The following is a 13,134-nucleotide window of genomic DNA, read 5'->3' as shown; positions in this document are numbered from 1 at the left end:
CGGCGCGTCGAACTAGGAGCGGGGGTTAGAAGGGGGCAGTCAAGCGCAATAGTTTTACTATCTTCTATTGACAGCTATTGACAGCGCGGGCATATAAGAAGGACCGGACCGAGGGCGGCAACCCTCCCCGGCATCCACTCCCGCAGGAGCATAGCATGACCTTCCGTACCCTACAGCGGCCCCCCGTCACCGCCGAGCAGATCGACCAACTCAAGTTCGAGTGTCGCAAGGGGGGCGCAATTATCCGCGTCAAGAAGCTGGACGGCAGCCAGCGCGGTTGCATCCGTATCGTGCTGGTGAGCGGCACCCGCGAGGCGGTGCGTGCGGCCCTTGTCGCGATGGAGGGAGCTACCAGCTTTGGCCGACCGTTCGCGCACCCTGACTGGCATTTCGCATGGAACGGCCCGAGCGAGGTCAACGCCTGCTTTCCCTACAGCTTGAAGGCAGCGGCATGACCGAGGATTTCAAGCGCCAGATGCGTGCCGACACCATGCGGATCGAGGGGCTGGCCGCAGCCCTTCCCGCCGATCACGATGGACGCCGCGCCGCGTTGGTCGAAGCCGCAGACGCCTACCATGCCGCTATCATGGCCGGTGACGAGCGCGCGCGCCGCACCGCAGATGAGCGCGCGTTAGCCGCGTTGGTGGCGTTGAACGACGGCGAGCTATTCGGCTTCGCAATGTCGGGGAAGGCCCCCGACCAGATGCTCGACGCCTGCGCCGCCCAGCCCGGTACGGTTCCGAGTTGGGGGCAGCGCGGCGAGTTCGTCCTAACCGTCGATGGTATGCGCGTCCGTGTCGTCTTTGATCCCAACCTTGGCCGATCCATGCCCGCACACATCGGGTTGCATGTGGTGGACGCGGGTAAGCCGTTCATCAGTGACACGGGCTTTTGGTCCCGCTGGCAAGGCGACATGATCGAGGGGCAGACGGTGGACGAGGCCGCGCGCGTGATGATCGAGCAGAGCCTTTCGGAGAGCGGGCGCAAGATGCTTGCCCCCGGCTTCCGCGAGCGCCGACAGGCCGAGGATGTTCCGGCATGGATCGACGGCGCAGCGGCCCCGGCATCGGACTTCTACGAGGATCGGGGAGGACAGGTCGCGTTCGCGTTCTAGCGTCAATAGATTGCGGCAATACTATTGACAGCTATTGACAGAAAGCCTATATAAGAGGGACCGGGACCGAGGGGCGGCAACCCCTTCCCGGCCCCTCAATCTCCACCGCAGGAGCCAGCCATGACCACCGGCAAGCCGACCCCGACAATCGCACAATGGATCGCACTTCTCGACTTCCGCGACCGCTACGGGCGCACTTGGAAGGACGCGCTTTGGACGAAATGGGGCAACGGGCAGGACCATTACGAGCCGCACGCCGCTGACCTTCATTCCGTCCGCAACCATGCCGATTTCGGGCCGAGCTGGCTTCATGGCCTCAAGCCCGACCTGTTGCAGCGCCAGCGCGAGCGGTTCACCCTCACCCTCGCCCATCGTGACGACAACACCGTCAGGGCCGAGCAAGAGGCAGTCGCCAGCGCGCTTGCGAACGACGACGGCCACAAATGGGCCGACATGACGCCCGAGGCGCAGGCCCCGTACACGCGCAAGGCAACGCTCGCCATGCTCGCCCTGTCCAATCTCCGCTACCAACGGGAGCAGGGCCGCTAGGCCCTGTCGGGAGGTACGCAATGCGCTTTGCCCGTCACACCCGCCACCACGACGCCTACAACGTCACCCCGCGCAAGATCGCGGCGTTCGAGCGAAAGAAGGTCGCAGAGCGCAACGCCCTCCCCTTGTTCGCAGCGCAGACGGCAGCGCGGCAGATCAGCGCCGACGAGGAGATGCAGCGCCGGGAGGAAAACTGGACCCGGCGCGTGATCGAGCGGCGGGGGCAGATCGCGGCAGAGTGGCGGGAGGTTCGCGCTCGCTTCTACGCCCTGCCCCCGCATATCCGGGCCGAGGTTCGCAGCCGTTGGGCGCGCTGGACCGGCCCGCTGACGGCCTCGATGCAAAATCATATCCGGCGCGAGGTCGCCAAGACGCTGACCGCCGAGCCGGACGATTTCGCCAGCATGAGCGTTGCCGAGCGGATCGCAGAGACAGCGCGCTTGAACGACATAGCGCGGGCGCGGGAGTTCTACTGGACGCATTGGGATTATTCGCCGGGGCTGCTGCTATGGCTTTCGCCCTTTTTTGAGCCGACACCGGAGCAGCCAGAGCCGCACCGGCACCTGACCGTTTCGCGGGGCCTGTGGTCGCGGTTCTATCATGCGTTCGCGGACTATGCGGATTGGGGCCACAACACCGATCCGAGCGGCGAGCATCGGGAAGGCATCTTCACGATCGACGCGCAGGCGTTCCGGTTCGAGATTTCCTACCATCGCTATGACAGCGACGAGGAATCGCGCGTGCCGTGGAATACAGACCTGACCCGCCGTGTCGTTTGGGTTGGGTTGGCCGACGAGCGGAGGGCCTGACAATGGCCCGCCGTGCCGTGCGCGAGCCGCGCCACGTTCCTACCCCGAAGATCATCGGCCACCAGCCCGACCTATTCGACGGTCCCACCCTCACCCATGAGGCCAAGCCGGTGCCGGTATGCAGCGACCGGCAGCTTCGCGGTTGGATGCGCGCCACGACCATAGCCGACATCGAGGGCGGCAGATGATCCCCCAGGACGAACCCGAGAGGCAGTTGACCCCGGATGGCCACTGGCGTGCAGAGTATCGCGCGCGCCAGCTCGCCCAGCGGATCGCGACTGTTCAGGCAGATTTGTTCGGCGCACCAGCTATCGAGACATACCATCCGAACACGGCACCGAGGCCGCCAAAGCGTACCGCGCGAAACTTCAAGCCGCGCCCCTTTCTGACTAAGGACGAGATTGCCGCAATGCTCGCCAGCGCGGCAAATTGGTTGCGGCTAGGTCAGCCGGTCAAGATCGCAGATGACAGCCCCGGCGAGTTTGCAGGCAGATGCGGTGTAATCTGGCGCAAGGGGAGCGCCGTCTTTCCCGATATGGTCTATGTCTATCTCGACCTTGTTGGCAACGAGCGCAGCGAGAAGATCGCGTTTGTCGAGGTTCGCGACGTAGCGCCCAACTATGGCGAGTGACTGTCAATAAATAACGCCACTTCTATTGACAGCTATTGACAGCCTGCCTATATATGAGGGGCCGGGATCGAGGGGCGGCAACCCCTTCCCCGGCGCTTTCTCTAACTCCCGCAGGAGTGGCGCAATGGATAAGCCTACCGCGATCGTCGCAAACCTCGTTCCCGAGGATAAGCGGCTTTCGGTTCTGCCCGACTTTTTCGAGTTCCGGCAAATGCTTCATGCTGAAAGCATGACTTTCAAGTTCATGGAACGACTGTCGATCGACTACGCCGGGGGCTACTGGCATTACTACCGCCTGTCGAATGGCGGCTTTTACATGGCCCCGGCGATCGACAAGCCGATGCGCGTTTCGTGGAACGGCAACGGCTATGAGGGAACCATGAGCGCGGATGCCGCTGGTATCGTCGCCACCCTGTTCATGCTCAACGTGCTGGCCGAGGACGGCACCGAGCGGATGGCCGACCTCTATTATCAGCTTCGCGACTTCGCGAGCGAACACGCCGAGCGGCCCGCCATCTTCGCGGCCATCGACTGACCAAGGCAGGCCGGGGGCCTTCCCCCGGCTTTGCTGGACGAGGAAACCGCCATGCCCCGCCCTGTCCACCTTGTTGCATGTGTCAGCCAGAAGCGCAGCGAGCCAGCGCGGGCGCGCGACCTCTATCAATCGGATTGGTTCAACAAGGCCCGCGCCTATGTGACCGCGCAGGGCGGGCGCTGGTTCATCCTGTCGGCGCATTATGGGCTGGTCGCACCATCGCGGGTGATCGCGCCCTATGATGTGACCCTTGGCGATATGCCCGCAGCCGAGCGCCGCGCATGGGGCGAGCGCGTTACCGCCCAGCTTGCCGAGCAGATCGGGCCGCGAACCCCCGTCGTGATACTGGCAGGCAGGCTCTACCGCGATCCGCTATCGTCATGGACTGGCGCGCGTGGTCGCGTTCCTATGGAGGGCTTGGGTATCGGCCAGCAAAAGGCGTGGCTTGCCGCCCAGGTCGAAGCAATCAGAGAGCGCACCGCTATGGCGGCGCAGCTCGACTTGTTCGAGGGCCTGTCGTGATCCTTTGCCTCATGGTTGGCGATAGCCTCGCCCAATTCGCCGCACAGGCCGTCAGGGCCGCGCAGGGGCCAGCTTGCAGGGTTGTGGCGCGTCAGGGTGCCGGATCAGCCGAAATCGCGTCGTGGCGCGTCCCTCCGGTCGATGCGACGTTCGTTGTTATCTCCGCAGGCAGCAATGATCCGCGCAACCCTGCCCTGCCCCGTAACCTCGCCGCGATCCGCGCGCGGATCACCGGCAAGCGCGTGGCGTGGCTTCTGCCCTACGACCGGCAGGCCGCGTTGATCGTTCACCGGGTCGCGGTCAGTTTTGGGGATTCCGAAATGGACCTTGCCGCCTATCCCGCCCGCGATGGCGTCCACCCACAATCCTATGCCGGCGTTGCCGGCGCGCTCGCCCGTTGGGGCATCCGCTTCGGAGGTACGCCGAAATGAAAATCGACGTCGAGCAGGTCAAAGCCCGCCATAGCCTAAGCGCGGTTATCGGCCGTCGCGTGAAGCTACGGAAAGCAGGGCATGAGCATGTCGGGCTTTGCCCCTTCCATCAGGAGAACACGCCCAGCTTTAGGGTCAACGACACCAAGGGCCTGTTTCATTGCTTCGGGTGCGGCGCGTCTGGCGACGTGATCGACTTTATCCGCGCGATCGACGGGCTGGACTTCCGCGGTGCGGTTGAGTTTCTGGCGAACGGCGATTTGCCCGCGGCCGATCCGATCGACCGCGCGAAGGCCGAGCGGATCGAGCGCGCCGAGCGGATCGAGGCGACGAAGGAAGCCTTTCGCCAGTGGGCCAGCGCCCGTAGCATCACAGGCACCCCCGCCGAGATCTATTTGCGGTCGCGGGGCATCACCGGGCCGGTCCCTTGGTCCGTTCGGTTCACCTATGCGCCTATTCGGATCGACAAGGAGACGGGCAAGCCCGGTCCCCGCCTACCCGCTCTAATCGCGGCCTGTCAGGACGTGAGGGGCAAGATTGTAGGCGTGCAGCGCATCTTTCTTGATCGCGAGGGCCGGAAGGCGCGGATGACGAACCCCAAATTGAGCTTGGGGCAGACACGCGGTTGCGCGCTCCGTCTAGGCGACGTGGCGCGGCGGATCGTGCTTTGCGAAGGCCCCGAGGACGGTTTGACCCTTCGCCAGCGCCATCCCGACGCGAGCGTTTGGGTTTCACTTGGAACCGGGGGGCTGGCGCATGTCGAGTTGCCGCCCGAGGTCGAGGAGGTGATTTTGGCGGGCGACAACAATGCACCAGGCCGTGCCGCGATCGAAGCCGCCGAGCTGGCCTACACCGAGCAGGGCCGGAAGGTCCGGCCCGTGTTTCCTGACCCCCGGTTTGAGGATTGGAACGACGAATTACGGCAGCAGGAGAGAGCCAAGTGACGGAGCGGTTTGACGGTCAAAAGGCCGAATGGATCGAAGCGGCCGGCGACGCCTTCACGGCAATCCGATTAGTCACCGGCTACGGCAATCGCATGAACCAGCCCCTAAGTGGGGACACGGTATATGCCGTAACGCAACTTGCCGACATGCTGCATAATGTCGGTGCGTTTGCACGCGGCGACGGCGGGGCGAGCGGTTATCACACGCCGGAACGGTTGGAGCAGGTTCGTGCCAGAACGCGCGCCCTTGTTCAGAGCCATCATGAGGGCGCTACCGACCAACGCTATTGGCCGAGGTTTGATAGGCCGGGGGTTTTCGCGCGCATCGCGCAGGCCATCACCGGCGCGCGAACATGAGCCGCTATCGTCAACAGCCGCAAAAGGTTGTATTGACAGGTATTGACAGCGGATCGGGCGAACGCCCGAAGGATGGAGATAGGACGTTGAGCAGCGCGACGATGACCCCCGAGGAGTTCGACGCCGTACAGAGCCGGTTGGGCCGCATGACGCTCGACACCCTGCGTATCGCACGCGAGGTTTTGGTTGATGGCAAGAGCCAGACCGAGGTTGCAGCGGCATACAAACTCAGCCGGCAGCGCGTGAGCCTCGCGGTTCAGCGCGTCTTGAAAGAGGCGCAACAGGTTCCGGCAAATTGGCAGTTGCTGGAAATCTGGCTTCCCCCCGAGCTGATCGCGCGCGTGCGTGAAATGGAGGCCGAGGCCCGCGCCCAGGTGGCAAACTCGTAATTTGATTGCCGCGCAGGCGCGGCGCTTGATGGAGATAGAGCCGTGGCTGATACGCCGTCGAAATCCGAGATACCCGCCCCAATGCAGCGGACCAATGTTGAGCGCGATCGGCAAGTCGAGATCGCGCCGAAGCTGGCCCAGCATGAGGCAGAGCGCGAGAACATCGAGGAGCTTCGCGAGCGGGCGGCGAACAGCGCGCAGCGCGCCGAGCCGGGGCAGACGTATCGCGGCAAGATTATCGCCGTGACAGCCGAGCATGTGTTGCAGCAGCGCGAGAACCGGGCGAACGAGGTCATCCAGCATGACCGCATCGCGTTGAGCGGTGCAGTGCGCGAAGGTCGCGACACCGAAATCAGCTATCCGCACGGAAAGGCTGGCCTCGCTACCGATATGTCAAAAGCCAGCGGCCACGACCGGCAGCACCAGCACCAGCACCAGAACGATCGCCGCTACATCGAGGCCGAGCGGGACTAATGCGCCCGTATAGGCCACGGCAACGGCGCTATCCGGCCTGGACATGGTTTGCGGTGACGGGTGCGGGTATTGCAGCCGCAGCCTTGGGAATGAGCGTCCCCGTTGGGGACGCGCGTAATCATCCAATGGCTGGCGCCGATGGAGCGCCTTCGGCGCGCGCGTCTGACAAAGCCTCGCCTTCGGCGCGGGAAGATGGATACGTGCGCGTCATCGACGGGGACACGTTCGACATAGACGGCGAACGTGTGCGGATTTGGGGCATAGATGCGCCCGATAAACCGGAAGCCATGAAGCGGGCCGCAGGACGACGGGCAGCGGCGATTATTGAGCAAGAAGGGCTTACTTGTTCAACGAGCCTTGCCGCCAATGTGGCGTTGCGAACGGGCAAAATGTGTCCATCAAGCCTGACCAGCTACGGACGTAAAAACGCGCAATGCCGTCTAAATAGGACCGGCGAGGATTTCGGAAACCGCATGATCCGTGAGGGCTTCGCAGTCAGCTACAAGCGATACGATTGCGGATTCTATGACGAGCTAATGAGCAAGGCAAAGCTCACGCGATCGGGGTTGTGGCGCAGCTACCCAGCGCAAATGGCTAAGCTGGCGGAATTGCGATCGAGGAGCGCCAAAGGCCGTTATTGAGGAGGCAGTAAATGCACGACGACAACAGGGCCGAATCCGATTTTTGGATAGGTGAGTCTCTAAAGGTTTTGGAGGTCGCTATCCATAATACGCGCTTCTACGTGGGCGATGCTGGCAGGTCCGAGCAGGTTGCGGAGCTATTGACCTTGATCGCTGATATTCCGCCGTTGGTACGTCAACGGGCGCTTAGCCCGAATGGCACGCGGCGCTTGGGATACATCGTGGAACGCGCGAACCAGATCATGCGGGATATTGAGCAAGGGATAAGACGCACCCCGCCCGAGCCGACATTTTGGGGTAGGTTGAGGCAAGTTAAGCAAGGGTTTCGGCAAGCATGGGGGGTGCAGTTCGGACGCAGTTCGGACGCACAACGGACGCATGACGGACGCGCATCGGATGCAAGAGGGATGCAGATCGGGCAGTATGCTGGCGGCAAGGGCGTGATGATCGAGGGCTTGTAGAAGGGAGAAGGGGAAAAAGGGGAGGAGTTGGGCGCGACCCTTCGGGCACGGCTCTATCTCCGCTTCGCTCCGACCAAGCCCCTACGGGTCTTGGCCCTGCCGGGTAACGATCCTCGCGTGCCGCTGTGCGTGGCTACGCCATGCTCGCAGCAGGGAGGCCGGCAAGCCGGCCGCGTTTTTTAGGAATGGTGATGACCGACAGAGTTGCGATGATCGTTCGGACATTCACCCCGATCATGGAGCAGGCTGGTTTCCGACAAGTCGGCCGAGAACCGGCCGATGAATTGGAGCTGGACGACGGCGAACGCCTCGCACTGATCGACACGCTTATCCGGCGCTTGATGATGCGAACCGGGCGGGAGGCCCCTGCCCTTCCTATTGGCATTGACGATGCTCCCGCCGATCGCCTCGAATGGTTCGGCATCGCCGTACAAACATGCGCCGAGGCCGGATACTACTACGAGCGAGCCGCCCAGGCGAAACGCTGAAAGGGAAATGAGCGCGCATCGAGCGCGCCCCTTTCCCGCTGCCGCAGGAATATAACTCTCTCTGATGACTTCCTAGCATTTCGGCAAAAGCGGTCAGCATCAATGATCGACGGTTCCCCCAATTTGCTTCGCAAATCGGCTCCCCCGTCGCCCGCTAAAGCGGCGCGGCTAAAGCCGCGTCATTGACCCTGCCCGCTTTCACCGAACCGCCGACTTTGTCATCAAGACAAAGAGGAAGGATCGAACATGCGCTGGATCATTACCGCAGACCACATCGGCACGAACTCGCACGGAGTTGGTGACGACGAGAACGGCAAGCGGGTGCAGACCTTTGTTACCGCTGGCGACCCCCTCTCTTACGATTTCCGGCTCTACGATGACGACGGCAACCTCTACTATGAGGGCCGCACCAACGACATAAACGAGGATGAGGAGCGCGCTTTCGCTCCGCTGGATTGGGCGCGGCACATGGCAGGATGCACCTACATGACCTACCGCCAACACGGCCTTCATAATGCCGCATTCGAGGCGCACCATGCGCAGGCCTATACGCAAGCTGTCTATCGCCAATATGAGGACTGGCTCGCTGCGCCGGTGGAAATCGTCTTCATGCAGCCGGTGGCTTGAGGATGAGCGATAATCGATCCTCCCCGCCGGCCGCGCCACCGGCAGCCCTGATCGCAGCGATGGAGGATCACGCATGTTCTTCCTGAAGGAACTGCCCTCGCGGCAGATGATCGATGGCTATGCCGGCACGTACGGCATGCCGGCGGATTCGGTCGCGCGGGGGCTGTCGATGATGCGGCGGGCAAGCCTGTTGATACGCCGGCTGGAAAGCTATTTCGCGCAGCATGGGCTGTCGCAACTCCGCTTCCTGTTCCTCATCGTCATCGACCGGGAACCCGAACGCGATACGCTGACGGTCGGCGAGATCACGGCCCGCCTCGACGTGGCAGGCCCGATCGTCGCGCGAACCTTGCGCGCGCTGGAGACGGAGGGGCTGCTCGTCGTTACCAGGGATGACCTAGACGCGCGAACGAAGCATGTCGGGTTGACCGATCGTGGCAGTGCGCTGCTGGCGCAATTGCTGCCGGGTTATTTCGCGATCATCGCCGAAGAGATGGAAGCGACGGAGTGACCGGCGCGTAGAGAACATGGCGAATGCTTCCGGCACCTCCGCATGGACGAGTGCGTAATCGGGACCAAGGGTACGACATTGTCGCTTGCCGCCGTCATGCCCGTGCGCCCGACCTGCGATCGGCGGCGAACGTCTCGCCAGGCATCGCCGCGATGGCATTGCCGGTACGCGGAATACGCTCGAACGGCTTGAGCGTGGCATGGTTGCCGGCTGCAAGCACCGCCACCCGTGGCACGAGCCACCCTGCCGGTCAACGATCGGCGTTGGATCGGAGCCGCCGCTGGCAGCTCCGATCCGTCGAGTACGTTGCAGGACATCCCCAACGAACGTCTCAGCCATGGATGAAGGCCAGAATGTCGGCATTGACCTCTTCGGCATGGGTGGTGTGCATGCCGTGCGGCGCGCCTTCGTAGATTTTCAGTTCGCTGCCACGGATCAACGCATGCTGCTTCAACGCAGCCGCCTTGTACGGCACGACCTGATCGTCATCGCCCTGCAGGATCAGTGTCGGCACGGTAATCGCCTGAAGGTCGGCCGTCTGATCGGTTTCCGAAAAGGCCGCGATGCCCTCATACTGGGCCTGGGCCGATCCCATCATCCCCTGCCGCCACCAGTTGCGGATGGTGGCTTCGGACGATTTGGTCAGCAGCCGGTTGAACCCGTAGAAGGGACCGCTGGGCACGTCGAGGTAGAATTGCGCCCGGTCGGCGGCAAGCTGCGCCCGGAAATCGTCGAACACCTCGATCGACGTGCCCTCGGGATTGTTGTCGGTCTTGACCATCAGCGGGGGCACGGAACTGATGAGGACCGCCTTCGCGACACGGCCCTGGGGCTGGCCGTGCCGGGCGACATAGCGCGCGACCTGACCGCCGCCCGTCGAGTGGCCGACGTGGATCGCATCACGCAAGTCCAGCGCTTCGACCACCGCCGAGGCGTCGGCGGCATAATGATCCATGTCATGGCCTTCGCTCACCTGGCTCGATCGACCGTGGCCGCGCCGGTCATGAGCGATCACGCGAAAGCCCTTCGCGAGGAAGAACAGCATCTGGGCGTCCCAGTCGTCCGCGCTCAGGGGCCAGCCGTGATGGAAATGGATCGGTCGGGCCGACTTCGGCCCCCAGTCCTTGTAGAAAATCTCGGCGCCGTCAGCGGTGGTAACGAATGGCATGGCTCTTCTCCATTTTTGTCGTTGACAGTGATGGGGATCGCAACGTCCCGGACAGACCCTGCATTCCCCAAGTGGCGTGGCGTTTGAGGTGAAGATCGCCTGTATCCGAGCGCTAGACAAGGATTTTCTGCCGCAAGCGGCACCTGCGGTCGCGCAGACTGCTGGATCTGGACGGATCAGACCGCGAAGCCGCTGTTTCCTTGCCCAGGGGCGGCGTTTTTCAGCGCAGCGGACAGATCTGTCCAGCCGCTTTCGTTCAGTTTGAGCGTGGATCGCGATCATGCGCATAGCGGTGGCGCTCGCAATCGGCGGATAGCGGCGAGGATGGCGCGTACCATCGTGCCGGTGACAGCGACCTCGGCCAGCTGGAAGGTGATGGTGCGGGCGTGACGGACCACACGTGCCCCGATCTTGATCAGCTTCAGTTGCAGGCTGGTCAACGACCAGTCGGCCATGGCCTCGGGCAGCTCGATGCAGCGCAAGAAGGTGGCCAGGTTGTACGCCAGGGCGTGCAGTTGCAGCCGCACCTCATTGTCGCGGAACTTCCGGCACGACAGCCGCGTCCAGCGAAAGGCGTATTTGCCCTCTTTGATGTGCTGCTCGGCGGTGCCGCGCTGGTTGTAGAACCGCACCACCCAGTCCGGCTCCATCGGCAGGTTGGTGACGATGAAGCCGACACGCGGGAACAGTTCGCCCGGATGCCATTCGATCTTGGCGATCACCCGGCGTTCCTTGTCCCAGGACGCCGCCTGATACTCGAATTCCTCGAAGAACCGCTTGACCTTGGTCAGTGACGGCCGCCCGACAGGGCGCGTTAGCCGATGCGCGATCTTGTCCTTGAGGACCGCGTTTGCGGGCAGCCGGATGGCGTAGAAGAACCGCGCTTCTTCCAATCGCTCATAGATCGCCGGGATCGCGTAGGCAGCATCGGCCCGGAAGAACCTGCCACCAAGGTCGCGCTCCGCGTAGCGCGCAATGACGGGGTCGAGAACATCACGCCAGCCATCGGCGCTGTGGACGTTGCCATGGCGCAGGGCGCAGCGTTCCAGCATCCCGAACTGGTTGAACAGAAAGTTGGGGTGATAGCAGCTACAGTCGAAATGGCCATTCCAGGCGGACCCTTCCTGGTCGCCATGGGTCGGGCTGACCGAGCTGTCCATGTCCAGAACGATGTACTTCAGCCCGTTACGGTCATGGAACCGGTCGATCCATTGCCCGTTCAGGTCGGCCAGCGCGGCACGGTTCCCGGCCAGAGCCAGCGTCTCGGTCTCGAACCGTCCCATCTGCGATGCCGAGGCCGCTTGTGCATCGACCGCTCTGCCGCCGACAACTTGGCGCATGACCGGATCGCAGGCGAGACGGTTGGCGTCGTTGACATCCTCGTATCCGGCCAGCCGCCCAAAGACTGATTGCCGGAACAGGCCGTCGAGCCGATGGACCGTGTTCTTGCCAGAGCGAGTATCGCGCAGCGCCGCTGACGCCAAATCGGACAACCCGAGCGCGTCATCAAGCTCGCGCATCACCAGAAGGCCGCCGTCGGAACTGAGCTGCGTGCCGCGAAATTCCAGCCGCACGCGAGGGTCGAAATCCACCCGATCTGCCCGTTGCAAGCCCGCACCCTCTGGGTGATCCATGAAACGCGCCCCTCGCAGCCTTCAACACCATGTTTTATATAGGAAATATAATGGTCAGGACAGCGAAATCAGCGCCTTACTTGGGAAATGTGGGATAATACCGAATGGTTGGAGCTTTGATCGACAGGGGGCCGGGGCAACCCGGTCCCTTTTTTTGTCCGCGATCGTCGCCCAGGTGCAGCCGTTGAAAGGGGGGCGAACAGGCATCGAGCCTGCCCGCCCCCCGTTGCCACGGACAAGAAAACTCTCTCTCTGTAGTCCAAGCGTACCCGACGTGCCGAACCGCGTCGAGGATCGACGGTCCCCCAATTTTCACGCCGGCCCCACTCCGCTGCGCTCCGGGGACCGGCGAGAAAATCGGTTCCACCATCGCCCGCTGCGCGGCGCGGCATAGCCGCGTCCCCGACCCGGCTCGACACGCCGGGAACGCAAGCGTCGTCAGATGAAGGAGGACGCGATGCCGAAGCTAGTCATGCACATTGATGACCGGATCGAAATGCTGGAACGCGAGTACCGAGCATGGGAGCGGCTGTACGATCGCCGGCAGGAGGCGAAGGACGCCATCAACTGGAACTTGATGACGCCCGCCGATCGCCGCGCAGCAGAAGCCTATGACGAGCGGATCATCGAGGACGGCGCGTTCATATGGTGCGAGCTGGATCACGTCCGGCATTGCCATATCGAGCAGCTATGGTGAGGGGCATTGCCCCTCCCCTTTTCATCGGTCGAGAGGGGGCGAGCTGGCATCGAGCCAGCCCGCCCCCACGCGCTACCGCGCATGAGCTTGATGGGGTCCGGCCAGACCGGGCGCGATCCGTCAAAGGGTTGGTCCTCGCCATGCTCCCCATGC

General features: G+C 63.1%; 22 protein-coding genes. 19 read left to right on the top strand and 3 right to left on the bottom strand.

Annotation, left to right across the window (positions count from 1 at the left end):
- Positions 1 to 155: 155 nt before the first annotated feature.
- The 18 genes from ACODSR_RS20555 (at position 156) to ACODSR_RS20470 (ending at position 9,482) form a co-directional block, all read left to right on the top strand.
- Positions 156 to 455: a hypothetical protein gene (locus tag ACODSR_RS20555; RefSeq protein WP_489078385.1), complete on the top strand. Its 300-nt coding sequence runs from the start codon at positions 156 to 158 to the stop codon at positions 453 to 455.
- A complete protein-coding gene (locus ACODSR_RS20550; RefSeq protein WP_406890146.1) occupies positions 452 to 1,114 on the top strand; it encodes a hypothetical protein in 663 nt (220 codons plus the stop codon). The genes ACODSR_RS20555 and ACODSR_RS20550 overlap by 4 nt, the downstream gene beginning before the upstream one ends.
- Positions 1,115 to 1,234: 120 nt before the next feature.
- Complete coding sequence (locus tag ACODSR_RS20545) at positions 1,235 to 1,663, top strand: hypothetical protein (protein ID WP_406890148.1); 429 nt, start codon at positions 1,235 to 1,237, stop codon at positions 1,661 to 1,663.
- A 20-nt stretch (positions 1,664 to 1,683) separates the two neighbouring features.
- Positions 1,684 to 2,472 carry a DUF3768 domain-containing protein gene (locus ACODSR_RS20540; protein WP_406890150.1) on the top strand — a complete coding sequence of 263 codons (789 nt, stop codon included), beginning with the start codon at positions 1,684 to 1,686 and terminating at the stop codon, positions 2,470 to 2,472.
- 2 nt (positions 2,473 to 2,474) lie between these two features.
- Entirely contained in the window at positions 2,475 to 2,660 is a 186-nt protein-coding gene (locus tag ACODSR_RS20535) for a hypothetical protein (protein ID WP_406890152.1), read from the top strand.
- Positions 2,657 to 3,103, top strand: a complete 447-nt coding sequence (locus ACODSR_RS20530; protein WP_406890154.1) for a hypothetical protein — start codon at positions 2,657 to 2,659, stop codon at positions 3,101 to 3,103. Before ACODSR_RS20535 ends, ACODSR_RS20530 begins: the two co-directional genes overlap by 4 nt.
- Positions 3,104 to 3,227: 124 nt before the next feature.
- Entirely contained in the window at positions 3,228 to 3,638 is a 411-nt protein-coding gene (locus ACODSR_RS20525) for an antirestriction protein (protein WP_406890156.1), read from the top strand.
- Positions 3,639 to 3,689: 51 nt separating this feature from the next.
- Positions 3,690 to 4,160, top strand: a complete 471-nt coding sequence (locus ACODSR_RS20520) for a DUF6884 domain-containing protein (protein WP_406890158.1) — start codon at positions 3,690 to 3,692, stop codon at positions 4,158 to 4,160.
- Positions 4,157 to 4,591, top strand: coding sequence for a hypothetical protein (locus ACODSR_RS20515; RefSeq protein ID WP_489078384.1), 435 nt, complete (start codon positions 4,157 to 4,159; stop codon positions 4,589 to 4,591). Before ACODSR_RS20520 ends, ACODSR_RS20515 begins: the two co-directional genes overlap by 4 nt.
- Complete coding sequence (locus ACODSR_RS20510) at positions 4,588 to 5,535, top strand: CHC2 zinc finger domain-containing protein (RefSeq protein ID WP_406890162.1); 948 nt, start codon at positions 4,588 to 4,590, stop codon at positions 5,533 to 5,535. The genes ACODSR_RS20515 and ACODSR_RS20510 overlap by 4 nt, the downstream gene beginning before the upstream one ends.
- Positions 5,532 to 5,891: a hypothetical protein gene (locus tag ACODSR_RS20505; protein WP_406890164.1), complete on the top strand. Its 360-nt coding sequence runs from the start codon at positions 5,532 to 5,534 to the stop codon at positions 5,889 to 5,891. The genes ACODSR_RS20510 and ACODSR_RS20505 overlap by 4 nt, the downstream gene beginning before the upstream one ends.
- Positions 5,888 to 6,280, top strand: coding sequence for a TrfB-related DNA-binding protein (locus ACODSR_RS20500; protein WP_406890166.1), 393 nt, complete (start codon positions 5,888 to 5,890; stop codon positions 6,278 to 6,280). Before ACODSR_RS20505 ends, ACODSR_RS20500 begins: the two co-directional genes overlap by 4 nt.
- Positions 6,281 to 6,322: 42 nt before the next feature.
- A complete protein-coding gene (locus ACODSR_RS20495; RefSeq protein WP_406890168.1) occupies positions 6,323 to 6,754 on the top strand; it encodes a KfrB domain-containing protein in 432 nt (143 codons plus the stop codon).
- Between the two features lie 200 nt (positions 6,755 to 6,954).
- The gene (locus tag ACODSR_RS20490; RefSeq protein ID WP_406890170.1) at positions 6,955 to 7,395 is read left to right on the top strand and encodes a thermonuclease family protein; all 441 of its coding nucleotides are present in this window, start codon (positions 6,955 to 6,957) and stop codon (positions 7,393 to 7,395) included.
- A gap of 11 nt (positions 7,396 to 7,406) precedes the next feature.
- A complete protein-coding gene (locus ACODSR_RS20485; protein WP_406890172.1) occupies positions 7,407 to 7,856 on the top strand; it encodes a hypothetical protein in 450 nt (149 codons plus the stop codon).
- A gap of 191 nt (positions 7,857 to 8,047) precedes the next feature.
- Positions 8,048 to 8,344, top strand: coding sequence for a hypothetical protein (locus ACODSR_RS20480; RefSeq protein ID WP_406890174.1), 297 nt, complete (start codon positions 8,048 to 8,050; stop codon positions 8,342 to 8,344).
- Positions 8,345 to 8,590: 246 nt separating this feature from the next.
- Positions 8,591 to 8,971, top strand: a complete 381-nt coding sequence (locus ACODSR_RS20475) for a hypothetical protein (RefSeq protein ID WP_406890176.1) — start codon at positions 8,591 to 8,593, stop codon at positions 8,969 to 8,971.
- Between the two features lie 73 nt (positions 8,972 to 9,044).
- Positions 9,045 to 9,482: a MarR family winged helix-turn-helix transcriptional regulator gene (locus tag ACODSR_RS20470; RefSeq protein ID WP_406890178.1), complete on the top strand. Its 438-nt coding sequence runs from the start codon at positions 9,045 to 9,047 to the stop codon at positions 9,480 to 9,482.
- Positions 9,483 to 9,576: 94 nt separating this feature from the next.
- On the opposite strand, the gene ACODSR_RS20465 is transcribed toward ACODSR_RS20470, so the two are convergent.
- The 3 genes from ACODSR_RS20465 to ACODSR_RS20455 all read right to left on the bottom strand — a co-directional run bounded on the left by ACODSR_RS20465 (position 9,577) and on the right by ACODSR_RS20455 (position 12,284).
- Complete coding sequence (locus ACODSR_RS20465; protein WP_406890180.1) at positions 9,577 to 9,708, bottom strand: hypothetical protein; 132 nt, start codon at positions 9,706 to 9,708, stop codon at positions 9,577 to 9,579.
- A 105-nt stretch (positions 9,709 to 9,813) separates the two neighbouring features.
- Positions 9,814 to 10,650, bottom strand: a complete 837-nt coding sequence (locus ACODSR_RS20460) for an alpha/beta fold hydrolase (protein ID WP_346004587.1) — start codon at positions 10,648 to 10,650, stop codon at positions 9,814 to 9,816.
- A gap of 278 nt (positions 10,651 to 10,928) precedes the next feature.
- A complete protein-coding gene (locus ACODSR_RS20455) occupies positions 10,929 to 12,284 on the bottom strand; it encodes an IS1380-like element IS1247 family transposase (RefSeq protein ID WP_006473457.1) in 1,356 nt (451 codons plus the stop codon).
- Between the two features lie 442 nt (positions 12,285 to 12,726).
- Here ACODSR_RS20455 and ACODSR_RS20450 point away from each other — a divergent pair, with 442 nt between their 5' ends.
- Complete coding sequence (locus ACODSR_RS20450) at positions 12,727 to 12,981, top strand: hypothetical protein (RefSeq protein ID WP_489078382.1); 255 nt, start codon at positions 12,727 to 12,729, stop codon at positions 12,979 to 12,981.
- The last annotated feature ends 153 nt before the right edge of the window (positions 12,982 to 13,134 follow it).

The sequence above is a fragment of the Sphingobium sp. FG125 genome (assembly GCF_057809795.1).
Note: the sequence above shows the minus strand (reverse complement) of the source record. Positions and strands in the feature narration are given on the sequence as shown.